The sequence below is a fragment of the Teichococcus rhizosphaerae genome, assembly GCF_002631185.1.
Lineage (GTDB): Bacteria > Pseudomonadota > Alphaproteobacteria > Acetobacterales > Acetobacteraceae > Pseudoroseomonas > Pseudoroseomonas rhizosphaerae.
In genome coordinates this window covers 1-18,639 of the sequence record NZ_PDNU01000067.1, presented here as the reverse complement: position 1 = coordinate 18,639, position 18,639 = coordinate 1, and the positions used below count along the sequence as shown (strand labels likewise).

Below are 18,639 nucleotides of genomic sequence, written 5' to 3'. Positions count from 1 at the left end.
GATCAAGCGCACCCATCCGTTTTTCGAGCCGAGTGCGTCGCCTCCTGGAGGAACCGCCTCCTTCCGTCTGCCAACGGCTGGAGACCACGTCGCCATCGACATCGAGCTGGCCTGCGGCGACATGCTCGAATCCCTGCTCGAGGCAGTCCGGGGCCGGACGGCCTTTCTCGCGGCGGTGGCGGATGACCTGACCAGCCAGCTGAAGCGCGCGCTCGACCTGTTTGCCCTGGTGGGGCAGGCGGGCGAAACCAGCGATCCGCTCCCTGTCATGTACCGCCCGGTCCGACCCGGCCCCGAGGCCCGCGGTTACGAGGACTGGACGCGGTTGATCGACGTGACGCGGGATTCGATGGAGGCGTTGAGGGAAACGAACGCCCAGGCGGCGGATGCCCTTCTGCTCCGCTGGCGGGCGCTCCCTTACGTCCTGTTTCAGAGGATGGCTCTCGATGCCTACGCAGTCTGAAGCGCGCTTGGCGGCAGGTCTCGACTACCTGCTGTCCGGCGACATCCTGTGGTCAAGGCGTCACGAACCGGAAAGCATGCGCCTCCTGGGGCGGCTCTGGCGGGAACTGCCCGAGGAAAGCGCCGCCCGGCTGGCCGGGAGGGCTGTCGCCGGTCCACCAGATGTCGAGGATGCCGACCGGCGGGCGTGGCAGCTCGCCTCGAGGCTGGCCGAGATGCGCGACGCGGGCGACAGACCGCTGCCGCCCGAAGCATCCGCTCTCCTTACGGCCTACGAGGCGGCGCACGGCCCCGTGGAAGCGCCGTCGTCGGTGAGGCTCGGGTTCGAGTTCGAACGCCTGGGCGTGCCTGATCGCGCGGGCGTGTCGGAGAGGGAGATGCGCGCGCTGAAGCTGGAGGAGCTCGTCTCGCTCCTGCAAGAGCCCGCCGTCCGCCAGCACCGCGCCTTCGACGACACGCGAAAATCCCTGATGGCGCTCTGGGGCGAGGTGGTTCCGTCACGGCCAAAGGCGGCTGCGAGGGTGCTCGAGCAGCTCGCGGCCCGGGGGATTTGGCCGGGTGACACCTGGCAGGCCACGCTGGTTGCCTTCAGCGGGATGAAGCGGGGTTGTGCCAAGGCCGCCCTGTTCCGCCGAATGGCTCCCCTCCTGCTCCAGGCGCCGGACTCGTTCCTCCAGAACCGGGAAGTCGCCTGGGCCATCGGGTACTGGCTTCCGGGAGCCACGCGAGTAACCGCAGCGGATCCGGCCGACCTTTTCTGGCAGCTCTGGGACCGGCTGGCTCCGATCTTCTTCGCGCTACCTGTCTCTCTCGGCCCGGATACCAGCCCCCTGGACGCCGCGATCAACGAGCCGCCGGGGCGCCTGACCGAGGCGCTCCTGCACCGCTTCTTTGCCTACCAACCGAAAGTGGGCCAGGGCATTCCGGCGGAGGCGGAACTACGCCTGCGTCAGGTGACGTCCGGCGGCGGGGACGGCTTTCTGCTTGGACGCGTGATCCTGGCGCGCCACCTGACTGCCCTGTTCATGACACAGCAGGACTGGGCGCAGCAGCACTTGGTCCCGAAGTTCAGCTGGACGGTACCCCGCGAGGCCGCGGCCCTGTGGAAGGGCTTCATCGCCGGGGGTTCCATTCACCCCAAGGTCTTGTCGGCGCTCAAGGACGATCTCCTGGATACGCTGCGCCATCACGACAGCGAGGTGCACCGCTCGAAGGAGCAGCTCTGGTCGCTTTTGGTGATGGCGTGCATCGAGGTTCCCGGTCTCATCGAGGCAAAGGAAGCCCAATCCCTGCTCCGGTCGGCAGATCCGGAGGCACGCCGCCACGCCGCGTTCCAGTTGTACCGCATGATGCCGGATGACGCGGCGAAGGCGGCGGCTTTCTGGGAAGCCCGACTTGGCCCCTGGATCGACGAAGCCTGGCCCAAGGATGTCGGCCTGCGCGACGCGGGCAGTTCCGAAAACCTTGCACTGGCGGCAGCCGCTAGCGGGGAGGCTTTCCCGCTGGCCGTGGACCTGATCGCGGGCACGGTGGTCCGGTGCAACCAGCACTTCCGCCTTGTCCACAACTTGGCCGAGAACGACCTCCCCGAGCGGTTCCCAAATGACGTTCTGAAGCTACTCGACGCGATTACAGATGGCTTGGGGAACTCCTGGGATGGGCTGGGGCTACGCCGCCTGCTGAGACGCGTCTTGGACGCCAATCCGCATCTGAGCACGGATCCCCGGTACACTCAGCTGGACGCGAACCTGCGCCGACAGGGTGGTTGAGGCGGCACCCTGCGGCGACGCCATGAGAAGGCCATGTGGCAGCCCATGTGCAACCTTGCTGCCCACAGGCGCGGGGCGCCACCGGATCGGAGTTTTGCCGCACCGCGGTTTTCGCTGGATGAGCCGCTGTTCACGATCCGCGGAGCGACATGCCGCATCCGAATGACGATGGGCGCCCAGGTACATGCCTTTTGGTGCCGTTTTGAGAGTCTGCGCCCCGGCCGGTGGTCGGCGCACAGTCTCTGGAATGGCGTACTCGGCGCCCACTGCTAGGCATCTGATCCTACGAGATTTCGGGCATGGCCGTCGGTAGCCAGCGACACCGAACGCGTCGTGTCGGCCCGCGACGCCATGAATGTTGCAAGGAAAACCACAAGGATTCAGGGCGATAGATCGGCTTGCGGGAGGGATTGTCACCCGGTCTCAAGGCAGCTGGTGATGCCTCCTTTGCTGGCAAATCACACCGACGCATGCCTATTGCGCCGGGCGAGATGTTCCGCTTCTGTTCTGGGCATGACGACCGCCCTTCCCTTCCCTGAGGCGACTGAACCGGGTCCCCCTGGCCCGGCGGGGTACGTCGGCGGGCGCGAAAACGGGCACTGGGTCGTCATCCCCGCGCCCGCACAGGGCGCCCGGCGGCCCCTCCCGCAGGCCGCCACCAACACACCGACAACCACTCATCAGAGACAGGAGGCACCATGCTCATCATCGGTGAACGAGGAACCGTGCGCGGCGACGTCGAGGCGGAAGCCAGCAGGCTGGAGGCACTGGCGGCGGACCTGCGGCGGCTCGCGGCGGCCGGGATGCCGTCGGCGGCGGAGCTGTCGGAGGCGCCGCTGCTGGAGGGATGGGCCGTGACCTCGCGCCCGGTCATGTGCCTTGTCGGCGCCGTCACCGGCCATCCGCTGCTGGACGGCCCCTACTGCCGGACCTCAGACCTTTGGGCCTTCGCGCCGACCGTGGGCTGGGCGCGAACGTTGAACCGCCTCTATCGCCTCGGCGCCCCGCGCGCGCCCATGCCGGTCGTGCCGCCGCCCGCCGACCGGACCTGCTCCCTGGGCCTGCGGTGACACCATGCCAAACCCCATCCCCAGCACCTCCGCATCCGCCCCCTCACCTGCCCTGCCGCCCGGCAGCATGGGTGGCGCCGCCGCCCTGACCGGCGACGCGCTGGACCTCGCTATCGAAGGGCTGGCCGAAGCCGTCGAGGAGGAGATCGGCCACGAGCCGTTCCACCTCGGTCCCGTTCCGCCGCAGGCGCGGAAGCCAACGCCCCCGCCCGTCCACCAGCCATCGCGCGTGCGCCTGGAAGACCCTGCCGAGGCCGCAGCCCACGCCATGCTCCGGCGCCTGCTCGAGGCCGATCCGACCCTGCACGGCAGGGCGCGGGAGCCGGGCGCGGTCCTCGTGGTCGAGGTGCCGGACGCCGAGTGGGTCGTCCCCGTCGCCGAGACCTGGCGCATGCTGATCCAGGGCACGGACGAGGTACCGTTCGACGGCGACGACGCCCAGGACCGGCCATACCGGCGGATCAGCAAGATTGAGCCGAGCTGGGCCGAGTTCCGCCGCGACGGCTCCGACCGCTGGCACCGCCCCGAGGACGGCAACGGCGCCGTCCGCACCATGGTCGCCAGCGGGCGCCCGGTCTACGGCTTCAGCCCGGCGCCCGCCCGCTGCCTGCCATCCGATCTGCTGCGGGCCGCCACGGCGACGGTGACCGTCGGCCCGCTGGATCCGGCCGCGCTGGCCGAGGCGGCGACCATGTTGACGGGCGCCGCGCCGGTCACCGCGTCCGTACCGCCGGAGGTGGCGCGGCTGGTCACCGTCGGTGACCTGTGGCTGGCCCGGCTGCCCCACCAGGATGCCGACGACTACCTCCGGCGGCTGGCGGAGCTGGCGTCGCAGCGGCTCTCCGTCCGCCCGCTGACGCTCGACGGCCTGCACGGGATGGACGAGGCCGCGCGGTGGGGCAAGGACGTCGCGCGCGATCTCACCGACTACGCCCGCGGCGCGTTGCCGTGGCGCGACGTGGACCGCGGCGCCGTGCTGGTCGGTCCCACCGGCACCGGCAAGACGACCTTCGCCAGGGCGCTGGCGGCGCAATGCGGGGTGCCGCTGGTGACCGGCTCGCTGGGCCAGTGGCAGGGCGCCAAGGACGGCCACCTCGGCACGACCCTCGGCGCCATGCGCGGGACCTTCGAGGCCGCGCGCAAGGCGGCGCCCTGCATCCTGCTCGTGGACGAGATCGACAGCTTCGGCAACCGCACCACCTTCCGCCACCACGACCGCGACTACTCGGTCCAGGTGGTCAACGCCTTCCTCGAGGAACTGGACGGCGCCGCCGGACGCGAGGGCGTGGTCGTCCTGGGCTGCTGCAACGACGCCAGCCGCATCGACCCGGCCATCCTGCGTCCGGGTCGCCTGGAGCGCCTGATCCGGGTGCCGCTGCCGGACCAGGCGGCGCTGGCCGCCATCCTGCGCCACCACCTCGGCACCGATCTGCCCGGCGCCGACCTATCGCGCCTCGCGCTGCTGGGCTTCGGGTCCACCGGCGCCGAGGCCGAGCGCTGGGTCCGCGGCATGCGGCGGCGGGCGCGGCACGACCGGCGGGAGGCGACCCTGGCGGACCTGGAGGCGGAGTTGCGCGGCGGCGGGCCCCGCCCGGCCCCGGAGGTGCTGCGCCGCGTGGCCATCCACGAGGCCGGGCACGCCGTGGTGGCGGCGCTGGGACGGCCGGGTGCCCTGATCTCGGCCACCGTCGTGGCGCAGGGCGACCGCGCGGGCCGGGTGCTCTGGACGGAGCCCGCCGATGGTCAGACCACGGTCACGCGGGCGGCGCTGTCAACATTGCTGCGCGAGGCGCTGGCGGGCCGGGCGGCTGAGGAGGAGCTGCTCGGCGAGGCATCGGCCGGGAGCGGCGGCGGCGCCGAGAGCGACCTCGCCACGGCGACGCGCCTCGCGACGGCGGCGGTGACCGCGCTCGGCCTCGACAAGGGCGGTGGCGCCCTGGTCTGGCGCGGCTTGCCGGAGGCGGCCGGTGTCCCCGCGCTGCTGGCGGCGCGGCCCGACGTCGCGCGCCGGGTCGGCGAGATGCTGGACGCGGCCTACGCCGAGACGCGGTCGGTGGTCCGGCACCACGGCCTGGCCATCTGCCGTCTGGCGGACATGCTGGTCGCCAAGGAGACGGTGCCGGGCGCCGAGATCGAGGCCCTGGTCGCGGCGTCCGGGGCGGCCGCGAAGGATTGCCGACCGCCATGCGCCGGTCGCCGCCCCCGGAGGGTGCGGCCATGACCGGCCCCGACCCGGACGCCTCGCCAGAGCTGTCCATGAAAATGGCAGGGGGGCGCGAAACCAATCCAGGCGCCAGCCGTCTCTGCAGCCATGATCTCCACGAAGCGAATAGCCACGGACTGAGGATTTGCGGCACGGCACCCACGTCGCTGTGCCCGCCTGCAGCTTTCCTGGCCTCACCGCTGAGGACATCATGCACCACCACAAATCCTTTGCGCCGACGACGGCGCGGCGCACGCCGCCGCGTGGCGCGCGCGGTTTCCTTCCAGGCTTCCGGGCCAAGTTCCGGCTCCCCACCCTGATACGTCGTTCTCGCGCCGTCTGACGCCGCCCACCGGCGGCATCCCGAACGCTCAAACGATTGGAAGCCACGATGCGCCGATTCGCATTGGGGGCAGTGCCGACGCGCGGCAACTGGAACCCCAAATTCCCGGCCAAGCCCCCCAAGGGGAAGGCCAAAGGCAAGATTGTCAGCAAAGAAGCCGGGGGCGAGGAACCCGAGGAAGAAGAGCAGGACCAACCGAAGGCTCGGACACAGGTCCCGACTTACTACCCGCCAGCCAAGGGCAAGCGGCGTTACGAGCACCTGCGGAGTTATCACCATCGCGACGCCGCGTTCCTCTTGGACGCCCGGCACGAGGTGCTGGGCTGGACCTCCACAGCCGAGGCCATCGAAGTCCACTGGGAAGGCAAGGACTTCAAATTCGTCCCCGACTTCATCGTGCATGAGGAGACGCGCTCCTACGCGCTGACAATCCTGCACCCGCTGGCCAAGCCGGACACGCGCCGCAAGAAGCGCCTCGCCGCCATGCGCGCGGCCTGCGAGCGCCAGGGTCTTGGCTTCGTTCACTCGAACCGCGACGAGGTCACCGAGGACGTCGCGCTGCCCGGTGCCAAGGACCTATTCTATTACCGCTACTGGCAGTGGCCGGACTCCCTGCCCTTCTCGGTGTCGACCGTGGCCGAGCGTCACGCCCCTGCCACCCTTGGGGAGTTGCACCGGCTGCTGGATGGCCTCGCCACCTGGCATCAGCTGCTGTCCATGGTCGCGAACGGGTTCGTGGTTGCCGACATCTCGGCCGGGCTCGGACCGGACACCCCCGTGTTGGCCTGGCGGACTAAGGGGTGGCGCACATGAGCAACCGATACCTGCCCCGACTGGGCCAGATCGTCCGTTGGGACGGCCACCCGTGGATGGTGGAGCGCCTCGACAACGACGGCCTCGACCTGCGCAACCGGATGACCGGCGAGGTCCTGACCTGGGGCCTCGCCTCCTGGATCCTGCACTGGCAGAACGGCAGCCTGCGCCAGCCGACCGTCCCGGAGCCGCTGGACCGGCGGCGCCTCGTCCGCGGCACCTACATCCACCGCCAGGGCAGCGTCTGGCGCGTGAAGCTGTTCAAGAGCGGCCTGATCCACCTGGAGAACGTCAAGACCGACGAGACCGCCGTCGTCAACAACATCGCCTGGCAGGAGGAGTGCTGGCGCGGCGAGAGCTGGGTCGTCGATTCACCTGACGCGGACCTGCCGGAGCGCATCCGGGAAGTGCTCCGCGTCCCGCTCGACGGCTTGCCGAGCTCGATGAAAGCCAAGGTGCAGTGGAGCGCCGTTTTCGTGGAGGCGTACCGTGACCCGGAGCGCTTCTACCGCGAGAGGATGCCGGACCTCCCCGTCGCCGAGCGCATCGACCTCAGCGGCCGCGTCTCCAAGGCGACCCTCCTCGCCTTCCTGAAACAGGTCGCGAAGGCGACCGGGCAGAAAGCCCCGGGCGTCAGCACGTTCTACGGCTGGCTCAACACGTTGAAGCAGGCAGGCGGGGACATCCGCGCCCTCGCGCCCCGCTTCGACAGGCAGGGACCGCGGGGGCGCAAGATGCCCGCTATGGTCGAGCAGTGGCTGATCGAGACCATCACACTAGTCTGGCTCACGCGGCAGGAAAACCGCAAGTCGAAGGTCTGGAGCGCGCTCAACGACCGGGTGACGAACTGGAACACGGCGAACCCGGACAACCAGCTCTGGTGTCCGAGCGAAAGCCAGGTGGCCCGCTATATCCGCGAGGAAGTTGACCAGCACGTCGCCGTCCGCCGTCGCAAGGGCAAGAAGGAGTTCGACAAGGTCCGCACCATCGGCAACGGTGTGGTCACGACCTTCCCGCTGGAGCGTGTCGAGGTCGATCACTTCCGCCTGCGGCGGATCAGGGTGCTGGACGACCGGAGCGGCCTGGACATGGGCGGCGCCTGGGTCTCCATCGCCTACGACCACTTCACCCGCATGCCGCTCGCGCTGATCGTCCATTTCGCGGGCGAGACCCTCGGCATCGGGTTCAGCGTCCTGCGGATGACGATGACGCCCAAGGGCTTCCTCAAGAAGCTCGTACCGAACCTCGACTACGAGTTCCCGACCGGCGTTCCGATGTCGTTCTTCTTCGACCAGGCCGCGGCGACGAATAATGACCACGTGCGCAACGCGTCCCTGGTCCTGGACATGATCATGGACTACGCCGAGGGCGAGAACCCGCAGCTCAAGGCGTGCATCGAGCGCTTCATCCGGAACTTCCGCGAACAGGCGGAGCGGCCGCTTGCGGGACCCAACCCGCCCAGCCACCGCGAGGATAACGACCCCGAGAAGCCGGATGCCATCATCCGGTACTCCGACCTCGTGCGTCGCCTCTGGACCTGGGTCGCCATGGTCTACGCCAAGTCGTGGCACACCGGGATCGACGACGTGCCCCTTCGCCGCTGGCAGGAGCACACGGACAGGCACCCGCCCCGGGCACTCCGCAGCGAGCACGACCTGACTGTGCTGCTCACCCACCGGCACATGTGCCTGCCGCTGCGCGGAAGGGTCACCACCCAAGGTCTCACGTGGCACGGCGAGGCCATCCGGCAGATCGTCGCCAACCCGAACTACCGCAAAGGCACGAAAATCCAGGTCCTCTTCGACGAGCACGATGTGTCGCAAGCCTGGGTCGTCAACCCGTTCACGGGTGCGATCGCAAAGGTCGAACCCTTCAATCGTCGCCTGATGGTCGGTCTCACCCTCCACCAGCACGACATCACTCTCAAATTCAATAGGCGCCTGGAGCGGACCTACGACACCGACGAATTGCGGGCCCTCAAGGCCGCCCTGCTCGAGGACGCCACGCGGCTGCTGGCCAGCGGCAAATCGCTGTCCAAGCTCAAGCGGAATGCCCTGGTCCGCTTCCTGATGATGAACAGCAACCAGCCGTCCGGCGACGACACCGGCGACGTGCAGCCGCAACCGGACGCCAGTGAGCCGCAGGCGGCGCCCGAGAAGTCGGAGAACACAAGCGACGAGGGCCGCGCGGCACGTCCGCGGCGGCAGGCGAAGCGCATGCGCGGCGACGAAGGGCAATGAGCACCATGGACCAGAACGAAATCGACCGTCTCGTCAGGCTCTCGGGCAGGTTCCGCGAGCTCTACCTGCCGACTGACAAGTCGGACGAAATCCAGCGAGATATTCGTCGCCTCCACCACCGCGACCATGGGTCGTCTGGCGAGGCTGGCATCCTTCTCCTTGTCGGGGGGTCAGGCAGCGGTAAGTCAAAGCTCGTCCTGGACTACACCAGCCAGTTCCCCGACCAACCCCGAGCCATCGCTGGCCCGGATGGCGCATTCGCTGACCGCAAAGACGTGTTGTACTTCAAAGCGCCGAACGGAAGCGAGAAGGACGTCGCCGAGGTCTGGTTCGCCGCGCTGACCGGCCAGAGCATCGATCACGTCGTAGGTCGGGGCCGGAAGCGCCTCGTCATCCAGGAGGACATCGTTGCGGTGGGCCGGGACGTGGGGAACAGGCTCGTCGTCGCTGACGAGTTCAGCCAGTGCCTCGAAGGCAAGGACACCGCTGCCATCAAGCGCATCGCGAGTCTCTGCCGGTACATCGTGAACGCCAAGGGCGGACCGTCCCTCATCATCGCCGGTACGGCATCCGTCCTACTGCTCAGGGAGGCCGACGCGGAATTCCGAAGGCGGGCGAGCATCCGGCACGAACTCCTGCCGCTGGACTGGGACATCGCCGAAAGCCGCGAATTCCTGCAGGACGTGTTGATGGAATGGGATGAGTTCCTCCGGGACAACGTCTTCGGCGTGCTGTCCGGCCTCGCAGGAGCCAAGATGGCCTATCCGCTGTGCCGTGCCGCATCGGGATATCTTGGCGACATGGCGACCCTCATCGAGACCGCCGCTGCGGAGGCCGTCTACGACGTCGCGGCCGGGAAGGCGGACAGGCTGACCTACGCCCACCTGGTGAAAGCATACGGCAAGTCGGCAGTGTGGACGGCGGAGCGCCCCGCCTTCCCCGAGGCAGTCGGGCCTACCATCGACACGGGACCCGAAAAGACCCGCCTGCGCGGCCGTACCCGCCGCAGCGACCGCCACCATAACTTCCGGCCCTGAGCACATGGGCATACAGCCACTCTCGCTCGGCATGGGCATCGTGCCGGGCGAGAGCATCCCTGGTTTCATGATGCGCTTCGCGGGCCGCGCCCGCTTCCCCGGCGCCGACCGCCTCGCCATCCATGTCGGCCTGCGCCAGCCTGGCTCCGCCACCTCTGGGGATGACATACGCGGCCTCGCGACCCTGTCCGGCGCCGATCCCGCCGCTCTCGAAGCCGCCACCTACCGCCCCACAGGTCGCCTCGCCCACCACCGTTTCCTTGGCGGTGAGCTCCACCGCGAGTTCATCGACATCTCACGGCGGCGCGCCTGCCCAGCCTGTCTCGTCGCGGCGCCCATCCAGCGTGCCGCCTGGGACTGCGCCCTGGTGACCGCCTGCTCCCACCACGCCCTGCGCTTCGTGGACAGGTGCCACAGACCTCGCTGTCGGGGGCTGGGGTGGAATGTGGCCGACGTCACCCGCTGCGCCTGCGGAACCGACCTTCGGGCGCTCGCCGGAATGCCGGTCCCCTCCGACGAGGCAGAGGCAAGCGCCCGCGTGCTGGCGCTGGCCACGGGCGAGACGATCCCGTGGTTGCCCCATGCCCTGTTGGCCGTCGGACCGGCCGACCTCGTGCGCCTGGTCATGGTCACCGGCATGTTCCTGACCGCTTGGCGCAAGGAAAGACGCATCGAGACCCTCGTCGCGTCCGGGCCGGACGCCGTGGCCCGCGTCGTCGGCGCTGGCCTTGCCGCGGTCGAGGAATGGCCTGTTCCCCTTCACGGATTCCTTGCGGCGACGCGGGCCGTGGAGGCCGCCCGTGCCGGATGCTTCGGCGCCACCAAAACCATGGGCGCCTACTACGGCTGGCTGTCGATGCTGGAGGCCGGGCCGTTCCGCGACGCCCTGGCCGAGGCGACCCGCCAATTCCTTGCCGCCGACCCAGTGCTGGGCCGCCGGATGCACCGCTCGCTGCTGCTGGGCGTCCAGGGTGACGGCGTCGCCTTGAAGGAGGTCGCGCGCATGGTGGGCAGATCCTTGCCCACGACCAAGCGGCTCGCGGAGGCTGGCCTGCTGCCGACGCCTGACGGCACGGGGCGCGGCATCCCGGCGGTGATTGACCGAGCGAAGGTGGAAGGATTGGCGGCCGACCTGCGCGACGCGCTGACACTGGACGAAGCCTCCGCCGCCCTAGGGGTGTCCAGGGCACGGGTGCGGCGGCTGGCGCAGGCAGACGTTCTTGAGGCGGTTCACCGGGCAGCGGCCGATGGCTGGGGCCGCTGGGCGTTCCGGCGCGCCAGCATCGAGGGGCTGCCGGGAAGGATGGCGGAGGGCGCCCCGGCTGACACCGGCCTCGAGCCAGGACTCCTCGGCTTCGAGGAGGCGGCTGGTGCGTTGAAGCGGCGCGGCGTCGAGCTGCCCGAGTTCGTGGGCATGGTGCTCGCGGGGCACCTTCCGGTGGCCGCCTACGACCAGGCCGCCATAGGGTTCAAACGCCTGCGGTTCGACCGGGCCGACGTGCGCAGGGTGGCGTCCCCACTCGAGCGGGGTCCGTTCAGCGCCTACGCCACCGCCGCGTTGCTCGGCGTCAAGCGTGAGGTGGTGGCGCACCTCATCCGGCGCGGCCTGCTCCGGACCGAGGGCGGCGCCGTCACGGCCACCGAGCTCGACCGCTTCCGGACGGCGTACGTGTCCGGCGCGGAGCTGGCGCGCGAGCGCGGCACGTCGCCCCGGAAGCTGGCGGCAGACCTGCGGGCGGTGGGCGTGCTGCCGGTGACGGGACCGGGCGTGGACGGCGGGCGGCAGGCGTTCTTCAGGAGGCGTTGACTTGGTCGCCGGAAAGGCAGGCTCTGCCCGACAGGAATTCGGGCAGCTGCCCTTCCTGACTGCGCATCCTGGCTGTACCCTCCCGCAAACTGCGGGAACCTGCATCAGGTGCGTTACGCCAGACATCCGATCACTGGACAAAGACTGACCGTGGAGCAGTACCAAGGCAGCATCGGACGAAGGCCAGCGGGGCATCAGGGGGAATGGCACCGCCCCGTCGTGCGCTGTCCGTATTGCCCATCCGAGCTGTCACTGCGAGCCGACGCATCACCTACACGCGCGACACACTTCGCACACCCGCGAGGAGCAGTCTGCCCCACTATGGCTCCGGCAGGACGGCCATACCACGGGCTCACCCCGGCGGCCCCGAATACAGCCGCGGCGATCCATGTCTTAGGCGCCGTGGCTGCCGACTGGCGAAGGCACTACTCCGCAATTCGCACCTTGGTGGCGAACCTGACAGCGGACGAGTTCATCGAGTTGCTGGAAGCCGCCACCGAACGGCGTTCCTGGGCTTACGTCGGCATGCCCGTCTGGGCCGTGCCTTACATGCTCGTGCTGCAAAGGGATTTTCCCCCGCAGAGGTCAAAGGATCCGAAGCGACGCCAATTCCTACGTCGCCTGTACTTCCGATTCTGGTTCCACTACGAGCCGATGACCTTGGACACGCTTTGGATCCAACCTGCCGATACTGTTCTGATGCGAGCGACCTATGACCTTCCCGACGGAAAGCGAACGCCCAGCGAGGACGATATAACTGCAGACCCGCGCACCTTTGCGGTGTCGGACAGGTTGCTCGCTGAAGCGGATCCTGCTGCTAATCTGCCCTTGAGGCTTGTTGGGAAGATTGAGGCGGCACTCCAGCGTCTCCAGACGAGGCTGTAGATAGCAGCCCGCTGAGCGCTTCCAGCAGGCGCTCGTCATCTGGGCGGAGCGCAATGCCACCCGCCTGCGGACGCTGCTTCCGTACGCTTTCCCAGAATAGGCGCCACGACTTCGCGGTCCTGCCATCGACGTCGGCAATCCAGGCGGTGCATCCGGGCGCACCAAGCGGAACGTTGTAGCCATCGCTCACCCACGTGGAATGCTCGAGACGCAGCGAGGCATCCAGCAAGAGCATGTTGCGGGCGGCTGCCAAAACATCGTCGATGTGTGCCGGGAGCTGAACCGCCTCGCAACACTCTTCGAGCGGCAAAGCTTCAGTTGAGGAAACCTCGATCAACAGCACCCTCGGCATGTCCGTACCCTTTCGCCTGCGCGGCTTCAGGTTACGGCGTGTCGTGGCAACGGAGAGGTCGCGTCGCAGGTCGGTACCTCGCCTCGAGGGTATCTTTCGACCGGCAAGACCGAAGCCAAGTCCAATAAGCTAGACGCCCAGACCTAAGCGGCCCTGGAACTGAGGAATGGTCGGCGGGTCACGTGACCGGCGGCGGGCCGCTGTGAACTCACGACAATCACTGACTGCCTATGACGCCCAGCGGCATCCCCGACGTCTCCGCCAAGTAGGTCTCCGTCGCCGCCAGGAGTTCCAGGTGATCACCCTCGGCCTTGGCCCTGGAGAGCCCCGGTTGGACGATGAAGACGGCGAACTCACGCTCGGCGCTGCGGAGCATGCTCTCCAGCTTTCGCAGGGCGGCCAAGTCGCCCCGCTCGAACCGGCTTGGGGCCGCGCGCGCTAGGCGCTTGCCCTCGCGCGACTGCAGGCGGCGGAACAGCGCCTCGGCATCGTCCCGCCAGCGGACGCACTTCTGCGCCTGCCCGCAAACCACGTAGAGGTCGTCCAGCCTTGCGCCCGGTTCCGGCTTTTCCGAGTACTTGCAGTGGTAGAGGTGCACGACGATGCGGTCCTGCGTGGCCCTGATCGCCACCACGTCAGCGACCTCTCCCGCGTCGTCGTCGTCGAGAACGATGTCGAAGGCCTCGTCCCCCGTCAGGGCGAGCAGATGCCGGATCACCCTGTGCTGCACGGAGTCGGGACGCTTTTCCGCCTTCTGCGACTCCTTGCGGATGGCGGTGCCCGTCCAATCCCAGGCGGCGATGCGCTCGCGGGGGTACGGGATGCGCCCCGTCATGCCTTGCGGGAAGAACAGCTCATTATCGAGCAGCACGGCGCCGTTCGCGAAATGGACCCAGGGGGGATTGTCTGCCAGCCAGTCGCCGAGCGGCGTACGCCTGCCGCCGATGTTGATGTAGGCCGGTGGGCCGCCTGCGGGGAAGTAGCGGACGCCGTTTGCCCCGAACCGGAATTCGAAATCGGCGGATCTGGAGTCGTCGCCCCCTGCCGGAGGCGTGCTTGAGGCGACACAACCCGGCCCGATATGCGCCGCAACGATTGCAGCGTAGCTCCCGAAGCCCTTCAGCCCCGTCCCCGGCTTCCCACCCTCGGACATGGGAGCGGTAGGGCCGATTAGTAGCCATTTAGGTCCATGGCGCGGGTGAAAGGGCTCCCCTTACTGCCTCTCTCCCTTATCATGGGAGGCGAATGGATGCAGCTGGAGGCACGAAGATGGCACCGCGACAGAGATGGGCGTCCGACGCAGCTCGCCTTCTCAATGCCTACGAGGGCGCTGTGCAGAGCGGTAGCTTCTGGCTCATCGCCGAAGGTCTGGCAGATCCGAGCCGCGCGGAGATTCTGAAAAGAATCCGGGCGCCAAAGGCGAAGGAGCGGCTTGAGAACATCATCGCCGCGTTGGAAGCGGCAAAGGCTTCTGGGCAGCTCCTGCCGAAGGATCAGCCAACACCGCATCCGTTCTGGACCATGGACAATCTTCGCGGCGCCCTGAGTTGGTACGAGACGCCCGAAGGCCTCAGGCAGTTGGCGCACAGTGCGCTCGCCCGTGACACTCAGAGGCGACTGATGGCCTTCACGGAGCGGCTGCGATCAGATGGTGGCGATCATCGACCGAAGGGACGGTGCTCCGGCTCGGATGATGTCTCGGATAATTGCCGCTCGATGGCCGCATCGACTTCCTTGTCCGTGGCGTAGTATCCAATCCGCTGCGGAGCGCCCCCAGGAATGTACAGGAACAATACAAAGGCCGAGGGAACAGGAGGCTCAAGGCGATAAACGAGGAATGGCCACCGCGAGCTGTTGAGCAAGGTCTGCTTCTGAACGCTGCTCAGTTTTGCGTTACGGGTGTCATCGCCAGTGCCCTGCGATTTCATCGCCTGCAGATCTTTAAGAATAGCTTCCCTGACCTGGCGCCGAAGTTTCGAACGCTCCATTGCATTGAGGTGACCGGAGGCAGCACCGGATCCAGATCCGGATCCGCTTTCGGCCTCTCCGCCAGAACCACCGTTGCCAGACTTGCCCGTCGCCGAACCGTCCTCATCCGCCGCTTGCTTTGTGCCACGCGCTCGCGGATCTTCGTTACTCGCCAACTCAGTTCCCCTTCGATGGAGAGGCGAAGCATTATCAAGGGAAGGCATACCTGTCGACGTGACCAGGCTGCGACTGCTTAGGCTGACTTCCGCTTGCGGCCCTCGTGATCGTCAATGAAACCAGGGCAGAACCAGACGGCGGCGTCCCAGCTCAAACCCTGCAGGATCCGCCCACGACACCCTCGCGGCTTCCGCCGCCGCTCCCGGTGCCTGCCACTCGGAGGCACCCTTGCTAACCTTGGTCCAAACTGCGCCGAGCTCCGCGGACTGCGCCGCCGGGTCGGCAGGCAGGCGCCCGGGCCTGCAGACCAGAGCTTGCTCGAATCCTTCGTCACCCCTGGGCTTCCGGTCCAGCAGCAGGGTGGACCCGCCCCCCTCGATGTCGAGGGTGAAGCCGTCTGGCGCACCCCGGGCGTTCAGGCGGCGGGCAGCAACCGTGGCGGTCCGGGCCAGGTGCAGCAGCTGGCGGATGGGGTTCCCGGCGACCTGCTCGTCCAGGGCGTACTGGTGGGGCAACGTCAGCCTGTCGCCAATCTTCAGCTCAGCCATCGATGACCCCGCGCGCGACCGCGCCCGGGATGGGCCGCCAGCAGCCGAAATGACGCCAAAACCTATCCTTGTTTCCTAATCGGAATTGCGTCGCCTAAGGCTTGCGTCGGGCTACGTTGGGCGACGTCGAGCGTGTGGCGGTAGGATTAGGGGACTGTTCGCCCTCGCCTGCCGATCGACTGTAGGCGTGCTGTCCTTGTAGTGTGCGGCGCCATGCCGCTACCGCCACAGCCGCGCCTCCCGCCAGGCTACCTGTCGCCAGAGGGTGCGCCACGTCCACACAGCCTTGGCCTGACACCGTCCGCGGACGAAAGCCTCCAAAGCTACATCTTCCGTCTCGCCAATCGGCGGCGGACAGAGACGCCGAAAGCCCTGGGTGAGCGATTGGGCTTCAAGGGACTCGCGTCACGTGCGTCTCTCAACTCTGTCGAGAGGCTTGCCTTGGAGGCGTCGGTTCCCTTTGAATCCTTGCTGCCGCTCTGGCGCGGCGACCCGCACTCCCCCTTTGTCCTGTTCTGGAACCACGAGCTTCCCGGCAGCGCTTTGGACTTCGGGTTGCAAGAGGGGCGCAAGGTGTGCCCCGAGTGTCTGGCTGAACGCGGACGGCACCTAGCCGTCTGGGACCTGTCCTTTATCTCATCATGCCCCGTCCACCGCAAAGCCCTCGTGGACAAGTGTCATGCGTGCGAGAACCCGATCAAGTGGAAAGGCAACGGTTTAGCATGGTGTGGCTGCCGAAAGGGCGGCGACCTGACGAAAGCCCCGGCGGCGCCGGTCACGCCTGAGCAGGCGAACGCCACGGCCTGCGTCCAGGGATTGTTGGGCGATCCTCAGTTCACCGAGGAGGGGACCGGCGTCCTGGCCCTGCCGCCGTTCCGTAACATGGCGCACGCCCAAGTTATCGAGTTCCTGGTCCGCCTTGGGCTCGACGCGGCCGCGACGCGCCCGCGGCGGTATTTCTTCGGCTTCGAGAACATGGGCGACGTCGAGGTGCCGCCGCATGAGGCGCTGGCCCGCTCTTTGGCAGCGGTCCGGAACTGGCCCGCGGGATTTCACGCCGAACTCGACAACATGCGGAGGCTCCATCTCACGGACGTCACCACGGCGACGCAAAAGGTGACCAAGGGCATCGTGCGCTGGGCGACGCCGCTGCCCAACGGTGGCGGGAAGGAGGTCGTGCGCGCGGTGGCGGAGTGGAGGCGGGCGGCGCGGGAATTGGCGGCCGGGACGCCGTGAGGGTGAGCTCGATTGGGATGCCTAATCACCGGGACTAGGGTCGTGTGCGGCCCCGGAGCGGCCTTCGGTGAGGCGGGGCAGCTCCCGTATCCAGCCGCATAGTGGATGCTTCGGCTTCAGCTGCTCGAGTTCCTATCCCGTACGGCACCACAACTCGCCGCGCGCTGCAGGCTGCAAAGGACTCGCCGTCACCAGGCTATCAACACCCTGACATCATTGGCAGATTTTCTGGTCTCGGGATTGGCGCACTCGTTGGCTCTGGGTCTGAAGAAAGCCGTACGCCTGTCCGTGGAACCCGCGGAGGCCCGCACCGCAAACCAAGGGGTTACGGGGTGCGCAGTCCATCTAAGTGCGCGCCGTTATATGATATAGTCGCGCACCAAACGGGAGACTCCGGCACCATTCAGTAGACCGGCCCCCGCCCAAACCATTGATTTATTGCGAAAAGCCTCGGCGGACATTGTCTTCGCCGAGGCTTTCCTTTTGGCACGTCGGCATTCCTTGCGGTCGCTGAACTCACGAAGTTCGGCCCTCGTCGGAATGCTTCGCCATTCTCCGAAACCTTCCGATCGGCCGAGCATTCCTTTGGGCATGGATGAGCCAGACTTCTGCAGCCCGCTCGAGGAGTTCATCGACCGCTTGGAGCAGCGGCGGGCGGCGGCGCAGGCGCGGCGCCAGGAACTCGAGAGGGTTCTTGTCGAGGCCGAGTGCAATGACGCCGATCCAAGCGTGCCGGAGCGTTGCCGCATTGAGTTCGAGCGCCTCACCCAGGATGAGGCCCAAGCGGCAGAGGCCGTCCGCTGGTTATGGCGAGTGCATGGGTTCGTAAATGGTTCGCGGAGTTCGGTCCCGCCGCCGAAGATGCTTCGTGCTTTGGAGGCAATGAGCACTCCGGCAGCACAGGCCAGGCTGAACAGGCCGAGCACCAAGACCTCGCGCATCTGCACGATGGTCGAGTCGGCCCTCCGCCAGCACGGTCCGCTCCATCGCCAGCGACTGCTGGAGATCCTCGTTGCCGATGGTGTGATGGGAAAGGAAGCGCGGCCTATCGACCGGCTGGCGACCATCCTCACCGAGAACCGTCACCTATTCAGCTCGGATGGCCGGGGCACGTACGCTCTCGCCACAGCCGGGCACATCGAACAGCGCCAAGCCACGGAATTGGCTGGCCTGTCGGGACAGCTAGAACATGCTTGTCCTGCCCTGCCGGTTCAACCAGAGGGTGAACACAGTGTGTACACGCGTCCGTTGTAGAAGTGTGTCGGGGTGAGCGTCGGGCCACCGAGCTGAACAGACGTCGTTCACCGGAGCCACAATGCGACAGGGACGGCCGCGTCGGATCTACACATCCGGAGCGACCGTCCCTGCTACCAAGCCACGGAACACATGCAGAATGCCACTGCTGGGCCTTGGTTGCACGCAGGGGACGACGCAGGCAGTTCCGGCATGGTCCATGCGGGTCAGCCTATACCCCCATCCAGAGTACCGCCCACCGGAACCAGAGCCAGCGGAGGCAGTAGCCACCGGATCTCGCCCTCTGGAGAGACCGTCCCTGCTTCCAGATCGCAGGACATCCTGGGAATGCCAGGGCTAGAGCTTGGCGACCCTCATCCGCCTGATTTCTGTCTCAGAACGCCAGCGAAGATCAGTCCGTAGCCTGTAAGCCCGACGGGCCCCGCCATTCGCGCCAGTACGCCCGGGCAAGCCACAGCAGCCCGACGATGCGGTC

14 protein-coding genes are annotated in these 18,639 nt (G+C 67.6%); 11 read left to right on the top strand and 3 right to left on the bottom strand.

Translation table 11 applies throughout. The annotated features are described in order from the left end of the window. The 9 genes from CR162_RS22555 to CR162_RS20315 all read left to right on the top strand — a co-directional run. Window positions 1-463 (top strand): hypothetical protein (locus tag CR162_RS22555; protein ID WP_176559966.1); only part of this gene is annotated, 463 nt, incomplete at its 5' end. After that, window positions 447-2,231 (top strand): hypothetical protein, encoded by a 1,785-nt coding sequence (locus CR162_RS20355; RefSeq protein WP_099097338.1) that lies wholly within the window; start codon window positions 447-449, stop codon window positions 2,229-2,231. The genes CR162_RS22555 and CR162_RS20355, both read left to right, overlap by 17 nt. Before the next feature lie 698 nt (window positions 2,232-2,929). Continuing rightward, a complete protein-coding gene (locus CR162_RS20350) occupies window positions 2,930-3,301 on the top strand; it encodes a DUF6634 family protein (protein WP_099097337.1) in 372 nt (123 codons plus the stop codon). Window positions 3,302-3,305: 4 nt separating this feature from the next. Then, complete coding sequence (locus CR162_RS23165) at window positions 3,306-5,522, top strand: AAA family ATPase (protein WP_141563270.1); 2,217 nt, start codon at window positions 3,306-3,308, stop codon at window positions 5,520-5,522. Window positions 5,523-5,895: 373 nt separating this feature from the next. Continuing rightward, window positions 5,896-6,660, top strand: a complete 765-nt coding sequence (locus CR162_RS20335) for a hypothetical protein (protein WP_141563269.1) — start codon at window positions 5,896-5,898, stop codon at window positions 6,658-6,660. Further along, the gene (locus CR162_RS20330; RefSeq protein WP_176559965.1) at window positions 6,648-8,900 is read left to right on the top strand and encodes a hypothetical protein; all 2,253 of its coding nucleotides are present in this window, start codon (window positions 6,648-6,650) and stop codon (window positions 8,898-8,900) included. Before CR162_RS20335 ends, CR162_RS20330 begins: the two co-directional genes overlap by 13 nt. A 5-nt stretch (window positions 8,901-8,905) precedes the next feature. Beyond that, a complete protein-coding gene (locus CR162_RS20325) occupies window positions 8,906-9,937 on the top strand; it encodes a TniB family NTP-binding protein (RefSeq protein WP_176559964.1) in 1,032 nt (343 codons plus the stop codon). 31 nt (window positions 9,938-9,968) lie between these two features. After that, complete coding sequence (locus CR162_RS20320) at window positions 9,969-11,744, top strand: TniQ family protein (RefSeq protein WP_176559963.1); 1,776 nt, start codon at window positions 9,969-9,971, stop codon at window positions 11,742-11,744. Window positions 11,745-12,188: 444 nt separating this feature from the next. Continuing rightward, window positions 12,189-12,629, top strand: coding sequence for a hypothetical protein (locus CR162_RS20315; protein ID WP_099097330.1), 441 nt, complete (start codon window positions 12,189-12,191; stop codon window positions 12,627-12,629). A 569-nt stretch (window positions 12,630-13,198) separates the two neighbouring features. On the opposite strand, the gene CR162_RS20310 is transcribed toward CR162_RS20315, so the two are convergent. The 3 genes from CR162_RS20310 to CR162_RS20305 all read right to left on the bottom strand — a co-directional run bounded on the left by CR162_RS20310 (window position 13,199) and on the right by CR162_RS20305 (window position 15,674). Next, window positions 13,199-14,134 (bottom strand): hypothetical protein, encoded by a 936-nt coding sequence (locus tag CR162_RS20310; protein ID WP_099097329.1) that lies wholly within the window; start codon window positions 14,132-14,134, stop codon window positions 13,199-13,201. Window positions 14,135-14,639: 505 nt separating this feature from the next. Then, window positions 14,640-15,125, bottom strand: coding sequence for a hypothetical protein (locus tag CR162_RS22220; protein WP_141563267.1), 486 nt, complete (start codon window positions 15,123-15,125; stop codon window positions 14,640-14,642). A gap of 111 nt (window positions 15,126-15,236) precedes the next feature. Beyond that, window positions 15,237-15,674 (bottom strand): hypothetical protein, encoded by a 438-nt coding sequence (locus tag CR162_RS20305; protein WP_099097328.1) that lies wholly within the window; start codon window positions 15,672-15,674, stop codon window positions 15,237-15,239. Window positions 15,675-15,887: 213 nt separating this feature from the next. Between CR162_RS20305 and CR162_RS20300 the strand changes: the two genes are divergently transcribed. Together CR162_RS20300 and CR162_RS20295 are read left to right on the top strand one after the other, a co-directional pair. Further along, entirely contained in the window at window positions 15,888-16,910 is a 1,023-nt protein-coding gene (locus CR162_RS20300) for a TniQ family protein (protein ID WP_099097327.1), read from the top strand. Window positions 16,911-17,501: 591 nt separating this feature from the next. Next, window positions 17,502-18,164, top strand: coding sequence for a hypothetical protein (locus CR162_RS20295; RefSeq protein WP_099097326.1), 663 nt, complete (start codon window positions 17,502-17,504; stop codon window positions 18,162-18,164). The last annotated feature ends 475 nt before the right edge of the window (window positions 18,165-18,639 follow it).